The sequence below is a fragment of the Methanocorpusculum petauri genome (assembly GCF_026891975.1).
Lineage (GTDB): Archaea > Halobacteriota > Methanomicrobia > Methanomicrobiales > Methanocorpusculaceae > Methanocorpusculum > Methanocorpusculum petauri.
The window spans coordinates 24,562-40,913 of record NZ_JAPTGB010000007.1 but is presented as its reverse complement, the minus strand read 5'-3'; the positions used below and the strand labels follow the sequence as shown (position 1 = coordinate 40,913).

The window sequence follows — 16,352 nt, the reverse complement described above, 5'->3', positions numbered from 1 at the left end:
TTTACTCCCTATTTCCGAGAGAAATTCGGAACAGCATACCTTTGAACCCAGGATACAGACATCATGGTAGCACAGAATCTTGAGTGATGTTTTCTCTCTTGCAAAACCCGGGCTGAAACACAATGACACCAAAACCGGTACACACAGATCTCCAACAGTGAAAGGCATTATCTCGGGAGTTCGCATTGCTGATAGTCCCCCAAAAAGAAATGAACTGTCTTTTTGAAAATTTTTTAAAATAAAAGAGAAAGAAATATCAGCGGATCTGCTGCTGTGCAGAAGCATAAATCTCCTGCATGCGCTGTTCAACCGCTGCCATCTGACTCTGCAGCTTTCCGAGAGACTCGGAGAGCCGTTTGCCGGACGCATCCATTTCGGTGATCCGGTCACGCAGGAAAGAGACTGCCTCTTCGGTTGATTTCTCAACCGTAACACCTGCGCCAATCCCGACAAGCATCTTCTTTGTATCCTGCACAGTTGCACGAACCGACACGCCGCCACCGAGACCCAAGAGAGTGGAAACCTCTCCGTCTGCGGCTGCCAGAGCCTCCAGTGCCTCAATAGAGGCAAGCGACTCTGCGCGTGCCGACTCGATAAACCGCAGCTGCTGGGACAGAAGTTCAAACTGCTGGGAATACTCTGCGGCATAGGAACGGAGGGTCTGTACCTCCTGTTCCAGAGTTGCCTGATTTGCATTACTCGCCATTGATAGCCTTTACAGAATCAACAGTAATATATTTTCGCTCGAGCCGGTGCTTGCTGCCAATCGTCGCAAGAGTAAACTCTCCTGCAAGACGCTCGCTTGGTGCATCGACTGTCTTTGTATAGGGCTTCATCTGTCCATCGTTTTTGAACGTGCCCTTAACCTCGAATTTCGGCATATTTTTTCACCTCACAGAAATCCAAATACATCTTCAATTCTACCGAGTTCAAAACCCGTGGTAGCGTTTCCCGCCAGATAACCCTTGCTGTTCACGAGCAAACCGGTTCCAATCAGGCCCGACCCCATGTTCACGGAGCCGGTACCGACGGAAACGTCCGCTGTCGGAAGACTGTTTTCGAGATGATCCAGTTCATCAGGGCTGCTTCGGGCCGGCAGCAGAATGCCTGCATTTGTGCAGGCTCCCGCCATACCGACTGTTCCGACACCGCCAAAGGACATCGGGATCGTCTCGACTTTCAGGAACTCAGCCACCATTCTGCGCATCTCAGACGACATGTCCGGATGCACAACCGCGAATGAATCATTGGTAAGAATAACGTTCCCTGCCGCATTCATCTCTTCCCCGAGGAGCAGGACATCGCCGTACTCCTGCAGAAGTTCAAGTTCAGAATCGTGAATGAGACCGGAAACAACAAATCCGCGTGAGTTGCCGGTAAGAAGAAGACCGATCACGGACGAGCCCTGGATAAAGGTAGGAATAACCTCTACATCAAGAGCTTCCGCTATCTTTGTTCTGAACTCCTCCGGAGAGTCGATCGGAATAAAGGCAATGTCTTCAAAGACACGGGCAAAGACGCCGATGTTCGGGTCTCCATTCAGTGACAGGGTATGGTCCATTTATTCCTCAGCAAGTTCTGCCTGGACCTGTCCGTCTTCGAACTTCATTGCACGAACACGAATGCGTCTTGGCGGTTTCTGGGATCCGCGTGCCCAGACTGCTTCGTTAATGCTCTTGTCGAGCTTAACGTCATCACTTTTCATGTGATGCTCAAGGTAGCTGCGGATGTCTTTGATTGCAGCGTTTGCACGCTTGTAGCACGGAACGCGCTTGACATCACGGAGCGGAATAACATATACCTGTTCCTTTTGTGCTTCTACCATTTTTTTACACCTTCAGAGTGCTGCGTCTCCAGTTGCGTCTGCACGGGTGAGACACAACGTTACGCTTGGTTTTGATCATGACCCAGGCAGGAACACGGCGGTTCTGCTGGGTTGCCTTTGCAAGACGAATCTTACGAGCTTTAGTAAGTTTGCTCATGGTTAATCACCATTCTTTTTTCGAATGATCAAAGACTGTTCATGGTTTTTCGGGAAGAGCGGCACATAGTCAATCCCCCGCCGAACCATTTCTGCTCTGATCTCACTTTCGAAATCACCGTTTGGAATCGTTCCTGTTTCGCCGTAGGCGATCTCAAAGGATTGTTCACATAACCGGATAATTTCTTTTTTTCCGATGCCAAGCAGAGGCCGCACATAGCTGACCCCGTACTTCATCTCAAGGCTCTGTACTTCGGGACTTGTCCGCATCGGGACCCGGTCATCACGACGGGTTCCGTCGGCGACCACCTCATATTCCTGCGCAAGTGCACAGAGAGACCGTCGGTGGATTTCATTGATGGCATCTGATGGATGCCCGTCCTCAACAATTCTGTTGACAACCTCATCAAGGAAACCTGGCGCAAAGGCGCGTTTTTTCCAGGGGAAACCGGTTGCCTTTGCCGCCGCCTCAATGGAAGGGACTGCGTGATTTGGATCGAACACGAATGTTATCAGCTCCACCTCATAGTCCCGCGCAAGCAGAACTGCGGCAAGAGTACTGTCTTTGCCGCCGCTGTAGAGCACACCCGCTTTCATCCAACCCTGCGGATATTGAATTCCTTTTTCTGCGGCACAATCTGCGAAAGCAGCTGCTTGAGTTGGTCATCAGTAATTTTCTGACGCAGGCGTCCCGACTGGGCGAGAGCGACAATCTGCTGCTCGACTGCGGCGGCAAACTCAGGCTTGGTCAGTCTGATAGTGTTCAGCCGCTCGCGGGCTTCAGGTTCCATTGCCTGCATGAGAACAGACTGAATCTGTGCCTGCATCTGCTGCTGGCGCTGAGCCTGTTCCTGTTCGGCCATCTGCTGCTGCTGGAGCTGCATCATGCGTTGCCGGCGGATTTCTGCGAGTTCATCGTCTCCCATTTCTGGTCACCATTCTGTTTTGTCAGATATTCTTTAGTACTTTGCAAGGCCCGGAGCTTCCTTGACGGCTTCTTCCTTTAAGGAATGGGCGATGTTGTCAAGGAACTTGCGGCCTTTTGCGGATACGTTGCGGCCGCCGGTGACTTTTTCGATGTAACCTGCTGCTTCCAGCTGCTGCATTACTTTTCGTGCAATGCTGCCGCTGCCCTTTCTGAAGTGGGACGGCTTGGAGCCGCGGTCCTGCATACCGCCGTAGACCGAGCGCATGCGCTCGACTCCGATCGGACCGTCAACATAGATACGACGCAGCACTGCTGCGGAACGGATGTACCACCAGTCTGGATTTTCCGGCGGCATCTGCTTGTGTACTCCCGTTTTTACGTACTCGGACCACTCGGGTGCCTTGATTTCGGACTCGTTCTTGAGTTCCTCAGCAACCTTTGCGATGAGTGCATTGGCAGGGATGTCAAATACTGTAGTCATAGACTTTTCCTCACTGTAAGCCCGTGCCTTTCGGCACGATTTGGTTGCATGAGATACTCTCTGCAACACATGACATTAACAGTCTGTATCAATTGGTGTCCAGACAATAAATAAGTTCGTGAGAGAAAGATGTTATATCTAAATTCGTTTATTACCGGTCAATAGTCTGTCCTTGATCGTAGTTCAGACCGTGAAAAACACTGAATACACAGAAGAAAAAACATCACGGAATCCTACAATAATGTATTTCCGTAATTTTCTTATCTGCTCCGTGATGTTGAGAATCTTCATACGGAGCAGACAGATCTCAGACATGCGTTCAGTGTTTTTCCGGGCAGCCCATGAATGAAGAAAGATGCGACGCCGGAAAATGTTCGGAGATTTATTTTTTCTCAAGATAAAATGATTTTATTCTGTCGCGTGCTGATTGTTTTTTGACAGATGTCTTTCCTTTCACCGATGCTGCCGCAGGAAGTCTGCCCCGGTTCTTTGCTCCGAGAACAACCATTCTGCCGCGTGAGTCCAGCACCTCTGCCGATGTTTTTTTGGCAAGCTCGAGAATTTCTTCTTCGTCGAGATCACAGCTCTGCAGCCATTTGATCTTGATAACTTTTCTTGCATCCAGCTGACGGCGTGTTTCCTCCACCAGATCCTCGGTGCAGCCGTTTTTGCCAACCCAGATCGTGGGTTTTAGTGTTTGAATATAAGATTCTGTATCGGATGATTTGGGCACGTGTGGTATTCCCTCGTGCCGTATATATTAGACAGTTGGGGGGATAAGAGTTCCCCTCAAATATTTTCAAAAAATGTTGGATGAGTTGTATATTGGAATGCGATCCAGCGCAATGGCACTGCAGATACACCAGTCGTCTTCCATTGGTTCAATAAAGATCAGGCACAGGAGGATTTCTTCTTTTTCAGCATCATGTATGCCGAAATACATGTACCCTCCGCCGAGTTTCGCCTGCATGACAACTTCGCGCATGCTGGATGATCCAGATGCGTCTGTATAGTAGAAAGCGTCCTCTCCCGTCATCTCCGGATGTACTGAATCGGCAAGAATTATTCCGTCATACCCCAGGGCGGAAACACTGATGTTTTCCGTAAAAAATCTGCCTTCAGGGAGATTGATCTCTGCAAGCGCCGCATCTTTGCCGTGAATCAGGGTATAACTTGTCAGATTGTGCGTCATCTGAAGAATTTCCTCGCGCTTTTCTGAGTTAACAGGTACAAGTGAACTCATCACCGGCATCCGCGCCCCTACATACCATTCCTCATTGACCGGGATCACATATGACAGGTACAGCACAGTCTGATCCACTTCGGGAAGATGGATCAGACGATAGGCTGACACATATCCGCCTCCCTGCATACACCGGAGAATCTGTGTTGCAACCGGCCGCAGCCCATAGGCATCGCGGGTGTTGAGGACATTTCTTCCTGCTGCCGTATCCTGTTCATCACTGTCATAAATGATGATTCCGTCCATGGTGTAGGCAAAGTAAGAGACATCCTTACCATAGAATGTTCCGTTGCTCTTTTGCAGTTCGGCAATGGTCTGCTTCTGCCCATGCCCCGACGCGTATTGGAATAACGATACGGCAGCATCGTGTATTTCGTCAATATTCGGATTTCGCGGGAGGAGGGGAGCTGTGTCATATCCCTCCGGTATGGCAAGAAGAAGCCGGATCTCTTTATCTCCCACGAATGTTGTGGTCCATACCATAATCCTTTCCCTTCCGGTAGCGGAGTGGTACTGCATTGCACCCTCCGGTGCCGAAAGAATGTGATCTCCTGCCCCTTTCAGGGACAGTTCAGGGTAGAACGAATCATCAGATAATTTTTGGCCGATGAAGTCATTGTCAGGAGCATAGATGATTGTACCATCGTTACGGACAATCCAGAACAGGTAACCTGAGTCACTGTAGTATCGTGTCCCGGGACAGAGGTCTTCGTTTACGATGCCTGACGGATCCAGAGCATTGCAGATATAACCGCGATAATTTCCTTCAGGGGAGTAGACCGGGGCAACAAAGGCAATTATCTCACCGTATTCGGGGGTGTAGATCGGTCCGAGCATCAACATATTCTTTTCAGAAAATGAGTCTGCGGAAATATTCCTGAGGTGCGAGTCCTTTATCAGACTATACAGACTTCCCAGCGGAACACTTCGGCCTGCGCCGATATCCTTATCCACATAACAGACCCCAATTGATGCGGGAAACTTTGTGTACAAGTCACGAAGTACATCGTTCAGATCCGGATCCCCGCATGCAATAGTGGAGAGAGAGCCTGCGGTAGTCAGAAGGGCACCCTCCATTTCGGCGGCGCGTGCATCGACCGATATCCGGAAATCCGACAAGTTGGCATTGAGTTCCGGCGGAACATCCGTCTGTTTAATTTCCGGGGATAGAAAAACACATCCCCCACAGGCTGCACATACCACAAGCAGAAATATGAGAGCAACAAAAAATATGCTGCGGCGAATCATTATCAAATGATATTACATTCACGTGTTCGCAGATAAATTTAACGTAGGGGTATCAGTACAAATAAATGAGGGAAAAACAATTATGCAGTATCGGAATGTGACCACAGATCAAAATTTCAAGAGGGCTTACGCAGTAATCTTTGCAACACCGAACAGGGAAATCGTCATCACCGGCTGCACCGCGTAAGTCCTCATCAGTAAAAAAATAATTTATGCAAACTGCACGCGGGAATAATCCACGATTTTCTTTGTGCCGTCAGAGAAGGTCGCTTCTGAAATGACAAATGCAGATCCTGTCCTTCCGCGGGCAAGATCTTTATAGATAATGGGTTTTCCAACCGGTGGATTCCTGACAATCCCGTTTCGATCATTCTCCGGGGTGCCTTCAATATAGACACAGAGGGAACTGATCGTTGTTGCGTCTTTTCCCCCAAGAATGGTCACTGAAATATCGTTACCGGAAAGCTGTACAATGAGATCGGTTCCATCCATGGAAGCATTGGCGATCTGTCCCATCACAAAAAATCCTGATACAACGAGCGCTGCAACAATACCGAACACTAAGATTACGCATATGACCGGAGAGAAGGAAACCGGCCGGGAATTATTCGTCAACAAATATTTTTCATACAATATATACGGCATTATTTCTCATCTCCATCAATCTGTTTCACACTCGCAATGCACCAGGTATCGTCAATGGGCTCGACATAGGCAAGATTCATGGTATGAGTTTCATCCTCGTTTTCGATTTCAATCAACATGTAGCCGCCACCCTGTTTGGCGAGAATGATCATCTCCCGCATGCTGGATGTTCCATGTAAATCGGTGAATCCGAAAACATTCCTGCCCACCCACGTTACATTTGCCGGTGATGCAAGAATATTGCCCTCATAATCCAGTGCGAAGAGTGTCGAGTTCGTCATCTGGGAAGTAATCTCAGGATCCTGCAATGATGTAAGGACAGCCTCCTTTCCCTGCTCCTGAATGTACTGGTGGAATGCAACAACTTCGTCTTCCAGCTGGTAGCGGATTGCAACGTCCGGATGGACGAGTTCCATGGGATAAGAAGCACCGACAAACCACGAGTTCTCACCATCTGCCGGAAGAAGATAGGAGAGTGTAAACATCGCCGTACCGCTGTCGGGATCCCCGACTACGGCATAGTGGTGTACAAACCCGCCGCCCTGTTTCGATCGGTCAATCATCATACTTACATATCTCAGTCCATACCCGCCCTGTACATTCAGCATGTTTCTCCCGATACTGTTGGTACTTTTAGAGTTGGCAAGAACCGTCCCGTTCTGGTCATAGGCAAACAGCGTGATATTGGTATCAATCGCAAACCGTCCGTCCGGATCATTGAGGGTGGCGATCGTTTGATCCATGCTGTTTGCATGTGCATACTGATAGATCTGGGATACCAGAGACGAGAGATCACTGCTCTGAAGTCCGGTTTTATTGTCGGGATCTTCTGGTAACGGACTGGCTTCATAGCTGATGAGTGCTGCACGTACCTTTTTTCCGCCAATAGAAACTTCCTGCCAGGCGACGGTATGGTTCTCAGTCCAGTGATAGCTTAACGGGTAGTTCAGATATTGCAGCATACCGGATGGTTTCTGGATAATGTCCGCCATTTCCTTGGAAATATCAGATCCTTCCTGACTGGTCAGGTCCAACAGGTTAACTCCGATAACCTCGGTATTCGGCTGATACAGAATCAGTCCGTAATGCCCGAAAAGTGCAGGGTACCAGCTGGAGTTATTGGCATGCATCAGGAAATGTGCAGGCTGGTCATACAGCCAGAGCGGCCGGAAGGAGATTCCCACGTATCCGTCATATTTACCGTCGGGAGTGTAGACCGGGTGGCGGAAATGCAGAAGAACGCCATAGGTGGCAGAATGTACCGGCTGCAGCATGATTGTTTCATTGTCTGTGGCGAACGATTCTTCGTCGAAGTTCCAGAACTCACTGTCATCGGCAAAACCACTCAGGCTGAAGTACGGTATTGAAGAGTACTCCTCCCCATCCGGCCCGATACGGCAGACACCGTAACTGATCGGATATTTGCTGTACATATCCAGAAGAATGCCGTGCAGTTCCTCTACGTCATCTTTCGGGACGCCGGAAAGTTGCAGTGCCACATCGGCAAGATCCGCATCTACGGCGTTATACTGATCGAGGATCGTCCGGGAGATATTGTCAAGTGTGGCAAGCACTTCCGGCGGTGCGTCGGATAGGGGAGAATACTCCGGAACGTGAAGATCAGAATCCGGTTGGAGGATACATCCGGAACAGAGGATACAAAACAGCAGAACCGCCAGTATTGCGGACAAGTACCGAATCACTGCATGAGCCTTCTTCCTCTCGTTCGCCGAGGAAGAGACCGCAGAACAAAATTTTCGTAGTATGTTCATCTAAACTTCAACTCTTGTTTCTTCAAAAGAATCCAGTGATACCCAGCTTGCAATGCACCAGGTATTATCAACAGGTTCCACATACAGGAGATGCATCTCATAGGTTCCGTCAGGATTTTCCGTTTCCAGCAACAGGTATCCTCCTCCCTGTCTGGCAAGGATGAGCAGTTCCCGCATGCTGGACTCCCCGTGCGGACTGGTAAATCCGAGTGCATTTGTTCCTGCGAGATTTGTTCGTATCGGGGCGGAAAGAACCGTGCCATTGTAGTCAAGGGCCAGAATATAGGTTTTATTCAGCTGAAGAGTTCCATCATGATCCATGAACTCCGCGAGTGCGGCATCTTTTCCATGCTCATAAATAAACTTCTGGGCAGCCACCACATCTTCAGTGAGTTTGTCACGCTTCTCAATATCGGGAATTACGAGCTTCATCGGGAATGATGCACCAACAAACCAGTTTTCATCCACCGGGAGGACATAGGCAAGCATCAGTACCGAAAGATTGTCATTTGTATCGCTCACCGGCATGTGATAGTGCACAAACCCTCCTCCCTGGGTACACCTGTCACTCATCATACCGATATACCGGAGTCCGTAACTGCCCCGTGCATTCATACGATTCTGGCCAATCAACTCCGGGGTTGATGAATGAGCGAGAAGCGTTCCGTTGATATCATAGGCAAAGAGTGTGATGTTTGTCATCGCGGAAAAGATGCCATTTGGATCGTTGATAGCAGAGAGCGTTCCTTTTGTCCCCTCTCTTTTTGCAAAACTGAACATACTTCCAACAATGGCTGACAAATCATCAGGATTCATCCGGAATACTGCATTGTGATCCGAAATATCAAACTCATACTTGACAATATTCGGCCTGAATTCCCTGCCGTAAACATCAATCGTCTTCCAGACGGCGGTATGTTCAATCAGTATCTCCGAACCGAACGGATAGTACAGGTACTTCATCATTCCTTCCGGCTGCATAAAAATTGCTTCGGTATGTTTCAGGATGGATTGCGATTCTTCTGAAAGCTCCATTACATTTTCCCCAATGAGTCCTGTATCCGGATGATAAACAACTTCACCCTGAGAATCATAGAGAGCCGGGAAATAATGTGTGGTATTGGTTTGCATGAAATACGCTTCTGAACGATTGATCATGTAGGAATAGATGAATGAAATGCCTACATATCCGTCATACTCACCGTCAGAATCATACACCGGGTGCCGAATGTGCAGAACTTCACCGTTTTGCTTGGAATACATCGGGCCCAGTAAAAGGGTTTCATTGTTTTCGGCAAATGCAGTCTCATTAAATTCCCAGAACTCAGGGCTCGCAGTTATATCTGTGAAGATAAAGGCCGGTACTGTTTTGTACTCTCTTCCATCCGGTCCGACGCGGGTAACGCCAACCGAAAGAGGATACATGTTGTACAGATCCCAAAGAACTCCGGCAATTTTAGATTCTTCGTAACCCGGCACACCACTGAGGGCGGTGGCAGCATTGGAAAGATCCAGGTCAATTGCATTGGCCTGCGCAACAAGATCTGCAGAAAAATGATCCAGAGCAGTTACTACCTCGGGTGATGCATCTGATATGGGGAACAGATAAGGCACTTCCTCCTGTTGTTGACTCTGGACACATCCGGACACCAGCAAAAACAAAACGACAATAATGATAATGGTGACTGCTTTGGGAAATGTCATTTTCTTTACACATCTTTCTGATAATATTGGTCCCCTGTCAATTTGTACACATACCAGACGGGAAACGGATGGCATTTATACCTGTTTTTTGTCAGAACGCCATCCCAAAGATTCTTTGGTAATCTTTGAGATATATGTAAATTATCTCATACAATCACCTATATATGTTTCGTTTTACCAAACCTAATCTACGTCATACAGCAAAGTACAATAATATGGTGAGAAACGGAAAATCCCCTGCCAAAGTAGAATTGGTTAGTGTTCGACTTCCCGTTGATTTGCTCCGGCAGCTTGACGAACTCAAAGAAAAAGAAGGACGGGACAGAACTGCTGTCATCGTACAGGCGGTAAAATACTGGGTTTCTGTCGATGGAAAGATCACCACGGATCATGAATATCTCGCCAGACTGGGAAATCTGGATCAAAATATTGACTGCATCAATCAGAGTCTTACCGAAATCCGAACAGGATTCAATGATCGTTTGACCGAGATCAAACGGGAGAATGCAACAGAACTACGCGAGCTGCGTAGCTTGCTTGCAGAACAGCAGAAAACAATCAACATTCTTCTGAGAATGATTCCAAAAGATGAATAACCCGCCATCTTGGTAAAAGATCGACGGACAAAAAAATCAGCGAAGAGGATACCGGATCACCGCACCGCAGGCTTTGCAGGTGGCGATGATCTTTCCATGCTGAATGCGGACGCGCACATTTTCCCCCGGAACAAAGTAGGCGTGGCAAACCGGACAGAAGGATCGGCTGTACACTCTTGGCATCCGCAGGCGCCTGCGCATCGCAATCTCACGGGCGAGTGCCACATATCGGTTGGCAAGAACGGGATCCGCCCGGTTCCGGTACGCCTGATCGAAGAGAATCTCAATTCGCTCAAGAGCGATCTCTTTTGCGGTCGGACCTTTTCTGTGCTGTGCCATGTACTTACGGTGTCTCCGGCAGAATCTTTACATGCCGACCGGACACTACCAGCCGATCGGCACAGAACAGTGCAACAGCTTCGGGGAATGCAATGTGTTCCTGTGCAAGTATCCGTTCGTCAAGTGCCTCCTCATCGTCATCGTCCAGAACCGGGACAGCCTTCTGCACAATGATCGGCCCTGAGTCCAGTCCCTCGTCCACGAAATGTACGGTGCATCCTGCAATCTTGACTCCATACTCCAGCGCCTGACGCTGACCATGCAGACCGGGGAATGCCGGAAGCAGTGCCGGGTGGATGTTGATCATCTTTCCGGCAAACGCCCGGATAATTTCTGATCCGATAATGCGCATATATCCGGCACAGACAAACAGATCTGCATCTGCTGCATGCATTGCCGCAAGCAGGTCTGCTTCAAAGGCCGCTTTGGTCGGATAATTCCGGAAGTTGACCACTACCGCCGGAACACCTGCAGCTTTTGCCCTCTCAATTGCATAAGCGTCCTCGTTGTCCGTAATAAGAGCAACACACGCTCCGTTAATCTCTCCGCGGGCAAGGGCATCAAGTATCGCCTGAAAGTTTGAGCCGCGCCCCGAAGCAAGTACCGCAATCCGCTTCATGTTACAGGTATATTGGATGCGGGCGGATTATTATATTTCGGCGGGCGGGGATATACCGAAGGTATTGAACTGATTTTTTCCCAGAAAAAACAATAACCGTGAACTACTTTCCCGACATCACAGCTGTCCTGCCGGCCGTATCCCCGGTTCCAAGATATGGATAGGCGATACCAAAGAAGATCAGAGCAATACCAATCCACTGTATCCAGGACACCGCTTCGGAAAGAATGATCACCGCACAGATAATCGAGGCAGGAAGTTCCGACGAACTGAGAATTGTTGCAGCTCCGGTTGAAATACGCGGTGTTCCAATCGAAAACAGAAACATCGGAAGAGCACAGCCGAACAGACCCAGAATAACACCATAAACCCAGATGCCGGAGAACGCTGTGCCGCTCACAATATATGCAGGAGACATGATGCAAACCAGCAGGGCAAGCGAGCAGGACATGATCACAAAGCTCCGGGTCAGCGGGTGCATCTCAGGTTCCGTGCGGCCGAGCAGAAACATGTAGAGTGCATAGAACAACGCCGACAGCATACCGAATGCAACTCCCTCTGCGGTCAGTTGAACACTGCTGCCGACAAGACCGGCAGCAAGAACCGTTCCTGTAATCAGAATCACAACAGCTGTCATCGTGCGCCGTGACGGTATCCTTCGCTCCACCAGAGCCTCAATGATAACACCTATCCAGGTAAACTGGAACAGCAGAATAACCGAGACCGATGCCGGAACACTTTGCAGAGAAAAACAGTAACAGACGCTCACCAGTGCAATCGCGGCCCCGGTTGCAAACAGCTGCAGTACCCGCTTCATCGTCCACGGTGAGGCGGATGCCGGCCGGTGCAGAAATCCATGGAGAAATCCTGCTCCGACAAGAACCAGCAGAATCAGCCAGCCGTAAAAGTACTGACTCATCACCACATCGTTTGCCGAAAAGCCTGCTTCATAGGCTATCTTAATCGTCGGAGATGACGGACCGTAGCAGCAACCTCCAAGAAAAACCAGCAGGGGAAACAGAAGCCAGCGGCCGTTCATAAAATATACTCTTATGAGGTTTTTATCCTCATAAGCACTCTTCTTTCACTCAGCGGAAAAAGTACGGCATGATAATCGGAATGATGATCACGACAATCAGCAGATTCGTGATCATGCTGCACAGAGGCAGGGCATACTGTTCTTTGCCGCGTTTGGCAAGGAAGCTTTTCACTCCCTCACGCAGCATCTGGCCGCCGTCCAGCGGACCGAGCGGCAGTGCATTAAATGTACCTAAGAGGATGTTTACCCAGGCGCACCAGTAGAGTACATGGACAACTTCCCAGAACCCTTCAAATGGTGCAGACAGATATGCCGGGTCCGGCGTGTCCGTTACCAGCATGGCAAAGGAACTGCTGCCGGTGATGGACGAGAACGGCAGCACAAGGAAGTTCAGTGCAGACACCAGCGCTTCTCCGGGCGTTGCCGGGTGCGTCCATGCATGCAGGGTATCCACGATAGCCTGCGGTTGTCCGTACACAACTCCCATGAATCCCGATGTTGCGTTACCGATTTCAGCGGGGACTGAAGTGAGCGTGATATCGTACATCTGCTGATCCCCTTTGTACTCGCCAAGTACCTGAACCATCTGATCCGGCGTGGTTCCTGCAAGAATTGCGGAGACATCCGTTGTATTTGCAACAGGTATGCCGTCGATTGCAAGAATCACCGTTCCGGGCTGCATGCCTGCAAGGTCTGCCGGGTAGTTTTCATAAATACCCTGTACAAACGGTGCAGTTCCGGGCACAACCATGCCCAGAAGCAGCGAAAGAATCACGATGCACACTGCTCCCACCACCATATTGTTGGTGATGCCTGCAGCAAACATGCGGAGCTTTGTTGCAAGCGGGGATTTTTCTATCTCCTCTTCGTCCGGTTCGACGAACGCGCCGATTGGAATCACCAGTGCAAGGATTCCGGTGTACTTCACGCGGATATTTTCCACCCGGGAAAGAAGGCCGTGCCCGAATTCATGAATGATCACCGCGAACACCAAGGCAAACCACACTGCGAAGGTGGAAGGGACGAAGTCATTCACGCCCGGAATCAGAAGTAAATTCTGGGGCTGAATGATCGGCGACGGATCGGGCTGGATAAGCATCGTCAGGTATGCAGTGAGAATGATCATCGCCGTCATCAGAATGCCGCAGACCGCAACGACCACAACCCCCAGTGTCCCGTACACCAGAAATGTTCTGCGGAAACGTGCCAGTATATCAAAGATACCGGTCCGGGACGTCCGGATCATCAGACATGGTCCCATAAATGCAAAGATCTCGGGATGGAAGTTGTGTTTTTTAATTGCCCAGCACACACCCGCGTACACAAGTACACAGATGATCACCGGGACTATCCATCCGAACTCCATTGTTCTGTATTGTTCTGCGGTGAAAGGCTAAGAAGTTGATCGTAGAGGATAAGCAGGGACAACGGTGCAGGGGAAAGATTTTCTTGGTCTTTCAGGAGTATTTTTTCCTGTGTCCGCAAAAAAATCCGGCAACGCAGGTCAGAAAAAATCCGTGAGACTCTGCTGAGAAACACGGGCAATGATCTCGTCCACCGTTTTCCATGTCCGGCGGGCACAGGAAGGGGGATACCCGTGTTCACGGATATATTTTTCCAGAAACCGGATCGTTGCCGGATCGGACGGATACCCGCTGCCGAGGTTTCCAAACTCTTTGGAGAGTTCATCAACCAGCCGGTCGCGGGTAACTTTTGCCACGATGCTGGCTGCCCCCACAATCAGAAATGTATCGTCCGCCTTATGTTCGGAAATGATCTGCAGCTTCGGCAGGCCGGCTAGTTCACGCACATTGGATCCGAACCGTGCGGCGTTCACATCGCATGCATCCACATATGCTATGTCGGGCGTAAGGGATCGGATCACTGCGGCGTGACAGGACGCGGTAAATGCATTCATTGTCCCCGTCCGGGAATCTATCTCTGCCGGGGTTCGTATCACCGCTGCGGTTTTCCACCGGTGTGTGATCTCCCCGTACAGTTCCTCGCGCCGGTGCGGTGTCAGCTGTTTTGAATCACGGAGACCAAGCCCTTCCAGCTCTGCTGCGTCTGCAACCAGCACCCCGGCTGTCACCATCGGCCCGAGAACTGAACCTTTGCCTGCCTCATCAACCCCGCAGATGCTCATCTGATCTGTATCTATCACAGGGAATAGGTATAATACCCCACGATCCCAAACGATTCAGTATGTATCTCATCATCGTAGGTCTTGGCGGCATCGGCAGAAGTCTTGCCGGCATCGCCTCCGAGAATGGTCACAGTGTGGTTGTCATTGATCGCGACGAGGAGCGGTGTGCAGAAATTCTTACGCAGTATGATCTCCTTGCAATCGCCGGGAACGCCACCGACAAAGCGGTGCTTGAGGACGCAGGAGTTGATCGGGCCGACGCCCTTGTTGCGACAACGAGTGATGATGCCCTCAACCTGATGGCGTGCTGGCTTGCAAAACGATACAATGTGCGGACTCTTGTCTCCATTGTCAATCAGAAAGAGCATTCGGAACTGTTCAAAGAGGTTGGTGTCCGTATCAGCGAGAATCCGGACGAAATCGTTGCCCGAAGTCTGTATGTCTGGTCGGAAAATCCCGATACCCAGCTGCTCGCATCCATCGAGGGTGGCAGCATTTTCGAGATCAAAGTCAGTGATGGGGCACAGGGCGTCAGTAAAACGGTGCGTGAAGTCTCTGATGTAAAAGATATGCTTTACATCGCCATCCGGAGAAACGGGAAGCTCATCATCCCTTCAGGAAACGTTACTTTTCAGCCGGATGATGTCATTACTGTTTTCACCAAGAAGGAGGCGGAAGGCAGGTCTGTTGAGTACATAGACAGTCTCTTCCACTAAACGAAAAATACTTTTTTTAATTACTAAAAAAACAGGTGTCAGGGAGTAATCCTGAACGGATTATCCAAGTTCATCCCAGTCACTATCGTTCCGGCGGCGGATTACCAGAATCACACCGAGGATGACGATAACTGCAACAACACCGATAACAATGTACATTGCATATGGTCCTACTGCGTCAAGAGGGGACTTCTGTGCTTCTTCCCAGAGAGTATTTGATGTCTCAAGGGTGCTGACCGAATTGTTCAGTGCTTCAATCGACTGGGATCTGGTTGCCGCAGATACAGAGCTGGTGGATGCATCATAGGCTGATTTGGCAGTGTTGTACAGATTTTGTGCTGTCTGTTTTGAGGTGGACAGGAGAATTACCCTGTTGTCATTCCATCCTTTCGCATTCAGGTTTGCGATATTCTGCTCAATTGCATCAAGATTGCTCTTGGTCTTCACCAGAGCAGCATTGACCATCTCTTTTTCTGCTTCCACTAAGGCTGCACTTGCCGACACAAGTTCCTTGGTTGCGGTGGCAACATCACTTTTGTGACTGTCAGCGGCACTCAGGTCATTTCGTGCTGTCTCCAGTTTGGAGATGGCTGCGGAAACATCAGCACCCTGTTTGGATAACTCGGTAATCTGGGCATCCAGATCATCGATCGCTTTTTCAATCTCTTCGATCTGTTTGGGAACATCGTCCGGATTATAGACCATCTGCTTTTCAGAGGATTTTTCATATGCTACAGTATTAGAACTAGTTGTTTCCTCCACCTTGATCACTGTAATTTCCTTTCCTGCCGCTGACTCTGGTACTTTACCATCAAGATAAATGGTCAGAATCGTATCACCTTTTATTCCACTCAGTGGGTATCCATCGATGAAATTTTTTCCAGCAGGGAACTCA

General features: G+C 49.5%; 21 protein-coding genes. 2 read left to right on the top strand and 19 right to left on the bottom strand.

Features of this window, described 5'->3' with window-relative positions; translation table 11 throughout:
- Positions 1-256: 256 nt before the first annotated feature.
- The 13 genes from pfdA to O0S10_RS04205 form a co-directional block, all read right to left on the bottom strand.
- Positions 257-706, bottom strand: coding sequence for a prefoldin subunit alpha (gene pfdA / locus O0S10_RS04265; protein ID WP_268924658.1), 450 nt, complete (start codon positions 704-706; stop codon positions 257-259).
- Positions 696-881: a 50S ribosomal protein L18Ae gene (rpl18a, locus tag O0S10_RS04260; protein ID WP_268922222.1), complete on the bottom strand. Its 186-nt coding sequence runs from the start codon at positions 879-881 to the stop codon at positions 696-698. The genes pfdA and rpl18a overlap by 11 nt, the downstream gene beginning before the upstream one ends.
- 11 nt (positions 882-892) lie before the next feature.
- A complete protein-coding gene (locus tag O0S10_RS04255) occupies positions 893-1,561 on the bottom strand; it encodes a translation initiation factor IF-6 (RefSeq protein WP_268924657.1) in 669 nt (222 codons plus the stop codon).
- Positions 1,562-1,825 carry a 50S ribosomal protein L31e gene (locus tag O0S10_RS04250; RefSeq protein ID WP_268922225.1) on the bottom strand — a complete coding sequence of 88 codons (264 nt, stop codon included), beginning with the start codon at positions 1,823-1,825 and terminating at the stop codon, positions 1,562-1,564.
- Positions 1,826-1,829: 4 nt separating this feature from the next.
- Positions 1,830-1,982 carry a 50S ribosomal protein L39e gene (locus O0S10_RS04245; RefSeq protein WP_268924656.1) on the bottom strand — a complete coding sequence of 51 codons (153 nt, stop codon included), beginning with the start codon at positions 1,980-1,982 and terminating at the stop codon, positions 1,830-1,832.
- 2 nt (positions 1,983-1,984) lie between these two features.
- The gene (locus tag O0S10_RS04240; protein WP_268924655.1) at positions 1,985-2,578 is read right to left on the bottom strand and encodes a DUF7411 family protein; all 594 of its coding nucleotides are present in this window, start codon (positions 2,576-2,578) and stop codon (positions 1,985-1,987) included.
- Complete coding sequence (locus tag O0S10_RS04235; protein WP_268924654.1) at positions 2,575-2,907, bottom strand: DNA-binding protein; 333 nt, start codon at positions 2,905-2,907, stop codon at positions 2,575-2,577. Before O0S10_RS04235 ends, O0S10_RS04240 begins: the two co-directional genes overlap by 4 nt.
- 33 nt (positions 2,908-2,940) lie before the next feature.
- The gene (locus O0S10_RS04230; protein WP_268924653.1) at positions 2,941-3,390 is read right to left on the bottom strand and encodes a 30S ribosomal protein S19e; all 450 of its coding nucleotides are present in this window, start codon (positions 3,388-3,390) and stop codon (positions 2,941-2,943) included.
- Between the two features lie 382 nt (positions 3,391-3,772).
- Complete coding sequence (locus tag O0S10_RS04225; protein ID WP_268924652.1) at positions 3,773-4,123, bottom strand: YhbY family RNA-binding protein; 351 nt, start codon at positions 4,121-4,123, stop codon at positions 3,773-3,775.
- A gap of 66 nt (positions 4,124-4,189) precedes the next feature.
- The gene (locus tag O0S10_RS04220) at positions 4,190-5,881 is read right to left on the bottom strand and encodes a cache domain-containing protein (protein WP_268924713.1); all 1,692 of its coding nucleotides are present in this window, start codon (positions 5,879-5,881) and stop codon (positions 4,190-4,192) included.
- Positions 5,882-6,091: 210 nt separating this feature from the next.
- Complete coding sequence (locus tag O0S10_RS04215) at positions 6,092-6,526, bottom strand: hypothetical protein (RefSeq protein WP_268924651.1); 435 nt, start codon at positions 6,524-6,526, stop codon at positions 6,092-6,094.
- Positions 6,526-8,217 carry a cache domain-containing protein gene (locus O0S10_RS04210; RefSeq protein WP_268924650.1) on the bottom strand — a complete coding sequence of 564 codons (1,692 nt, stop codon included), beginning with the start codon at positions 8,215-8,217 and terminating at the stop codon, positions 6,526-6,528. Before O0S10_RS04210 ends, O0S10_RS04215 begins: the two co-directional genes overlap by 1 nt.
- 81 nt (positions 8,218-8,298) lie before the next feature.
- Positions 8,299-10,002 carry a cache domain-containing protein gene (locus tag O0S10_RS04205; RefSeq protein ID WP_268924649.1) on the bottom strand — a complete coding sequence of 568 codons (1,704 nt, stop codon included), beginning with the start codon at positions 10,000-10,002 and terminating at the stop codon, positions 8,299-8,301.
- Positions 10,003-10,166: 164 nt separating this feature from the next.
- Here O0S10_RS04205 and O0S10_RS04200 point away from each other — a divergent pair, with 164 nt between their 5' ends.
- Positions 10,167-10,598: a ribbon-helix-helix protein, CopG family gene (locus O0S10_RS04200; protein ID WP_268924648.1), complete on the top strand. Its 432-nt coding sequence runs from the start codon at positions 10,167-10,169 to the stop codon at positions 10,596-10,598.
- 36 nt (positions 10,599-10,634) lie between these two features.
- On the opposite strand, the gene O0S10_RS04195 is transcribed toward O0S10_RS04200, so the two are convergent.
- The 5 genes from O0S10_RS04195 to rnhB form a co-directional block, all read right to left on the bottom strand.
- Positions 10,635-10,937, bottom strand: a complete 303-nt coding sequence (locus tag O0S10_RS04195) for a ribonuclease P protein component 4 (RefSeq protein WP_268924647.1) — start codon at positions 10,935-10,937, stop codon at positions 10,635-10,637.
- Positions 10,938-10,941: 4 nt separating this feature from the next.
- A complete protein-coding gene (gene purN, locus O0S10_RS04190) occupies positions 10,942-11,556 on the bottom strand; it encodes a phosphoribosylglycinamide formyltransferase (protein WP_268924646.1) in 615 nt (204 codons plus the stop codon).
- A 103-nt stretch (positions 11,557-11,659) separates the two neighbouring features.
- A complete protein-coding gene (locus O0S10_RS04185; protein ID WP_268924645.1) occupies positions 11,660-12,595 on the bottom strand; it encodes an EamA family transporter in 936 nt (311 codons plus the stop codon).
- A gap of 49 nt (positions 12,596-12,644) precedes the next feature.
- Positions 12,645-13,961 (bottom strand): site-2 protease family protein, encoded by a 1,317-nt coding sequence (locus O0S10_RS04180; RefSeq protein ID WP_268924644.1) that lies wholly within the window; start codon positions 13,959-13,961, stop codon positions 12,645-12,647.
- A 138-nt stretch (positions 13,962-14,099) separates the two neighbouring features.
- Complete coding sequence (rnhB, locus tag O0S10_RS04175; RefSeq protein WP_338148555.1) at positions 14,100-14,759, bottom strand: ribonuclease HII; 660 nt, start codon at positions 14,757-14,759, stop codon at positions 14,100-14,102.
- Positions 14,760-14,800: 41 nt separating this feature from the next.
- On the opposite strand from rnhB, the gene O0S10_RS04170 reads away from it, so the two are divergent.
- Positions 14,801-15,457: a potassium channel family protein gene (locus tag O0S10_RS04170; protein WP_268924643.1), complete on the top strand. Its 657-nt coding sequence runs from the start codon at positions 14,801-14,803 to the stop codon at positions 15,455-15,457.
- Between the two features lie 60 nt (positions 15,458-15,517).
- Here the strand turns inward: O0S10_RS04170 and O0S10_RS04165 are convergent, their stop codons facing one another.
- Entirely contained in the window at positions 15,518-16,162 is a 645-nt protein-coding gene (locus O0S10_RS04165; RefSeq protein WP_268924642.1) for a hypothetical protein, read from the bottom strand.
- Between the last annotated feature and the right edge of the window lie 190 nt (positions 16,163-16,352).

Bases quoted from the DNA above. Each gene is read 5' to 3' on its own strand.
- O0S10_RS04170 (WP_268924643.1), top strand. From the start codon at position 14,801: ATGTATCTCATCATCGTAGGTCTTGGCGGCATCGGCAGAAGTCTTGCC.
- O0S10_RS04215 (WP_268924651.1), bottom strand. From the start codon at position 6,526: ATGCCGTATATATTGTATGAAAAATATTTGTTGACGAATAATTCCCGG.
- purN (WP_268924646.1), bottom strand. From the start codon at position 11,556: ATGAAGCGGATTGCGGTACTTGCTTCGGGGCGCGGCTCAAACTTTCAG.
- O0S10_RS04200 (WP_268924648.1), top strand. From the start codon at position 10,167: ATGTTTCGTTTTACCAAACCTAATCTACGTCATACAGCAAAGTACAAT.
- O0S10_RS04230 (WP_268924653.1), bottom strand. From the start codon at position 3,390: ATGACTACAGTATTTGACATCCCTGCCAATGCACTCATCGCAAAGGTT.
- rpl18a (WP_268922222.1), bottom strand. From the start codon at position 881: ATGCCGAAATTCGAGGTTAAGGGCACGTTCAAAAACGATGGACAGATG.
- O0S10_RS04185 (WP_268924645.1), bottom strand. From the start codon at position 12,595: ATGAACGGCCGCTGGCTTCTGTTTCCCCTGCTGGTTTTTCTTGGAGGT.
- O0S10_RS04235 (WP_268924654.1), bottom strand. From the start codon at position 2,907: ATGGGAGACGATGAACTCGCAGAAATCCGCCGGCAACGCATGATGCAG.
- O0S10_RS04255 (WP_268924657.1), bottom strand. From the start codon at position 1,561: ATGGACCATACCCTGTCACTGAATGGAGACCCGAACATCGGCGTCTTT.
- O0S10_RS04220 (WP_268924713.1), bottom strand. From the start codon at position 5,881: ATGATTCGCCGCAGCATATTTTTTGTTGCTCTCATATTTCTGCTTGTG.
- O0S10_RS04195 (WP_268924647.1), bottom strand. From the start codon at position 10,937: ATGGCACAGCACAGAAAAGGTCCGACCGCAAAAGAGATCGCTCTTGAG.
- O0S10_RS04240 (WP_268924655.1), bottom strand. From the start codon at position 2,578: ATGAAAGCGGGTGTGCTCTACAGCGGCGGCAAAGACAGTACTCTTGCC.
- O0S10_RS04245 (WP_268924656.1), bottom strand. From the start codon at position 1,982: ATGAGCAAACTTACTAAAGCTCGTAAGATTCGTCTTGCAAAGGCAACC.
- pfdA (WP_268924658.1), bottom strand. From the start codon at position 706: ATGGCGAGTAATGCAAATCAGGCAACTCTGGAACAGGAGGTACAGACC.
- O0S10_RS04165 (WP_268924642.1), bottom strand. From the start codon at position 16,162: ATGGTCTATAATCCGGACGATGTTCCCAAACAGATCGAAGAGATTGAA.
- O0S10_RS04205 (WP_268924649.1), bottom strand. From the start codon at position 10,002: ATGACATTTCCCAAAGCAGTCACCATTATCATTATTGTCGTTTTGTTT.
- O0S10_RS04250 (WP_268922225.1), bottom strand. From the start codon at position 1,825: ATGGTAGAAGCACAAAAGGAACAGGTATATGTTATTCCGCTCCGTGAT.
- O0S10_RS04180 (WP_268924644.1), bottom strand. From the start codon at position 13,961: ATGGAGTTCGGATGGATAGTCCCGGTGATCATCTGTGTACTTGTGTAC.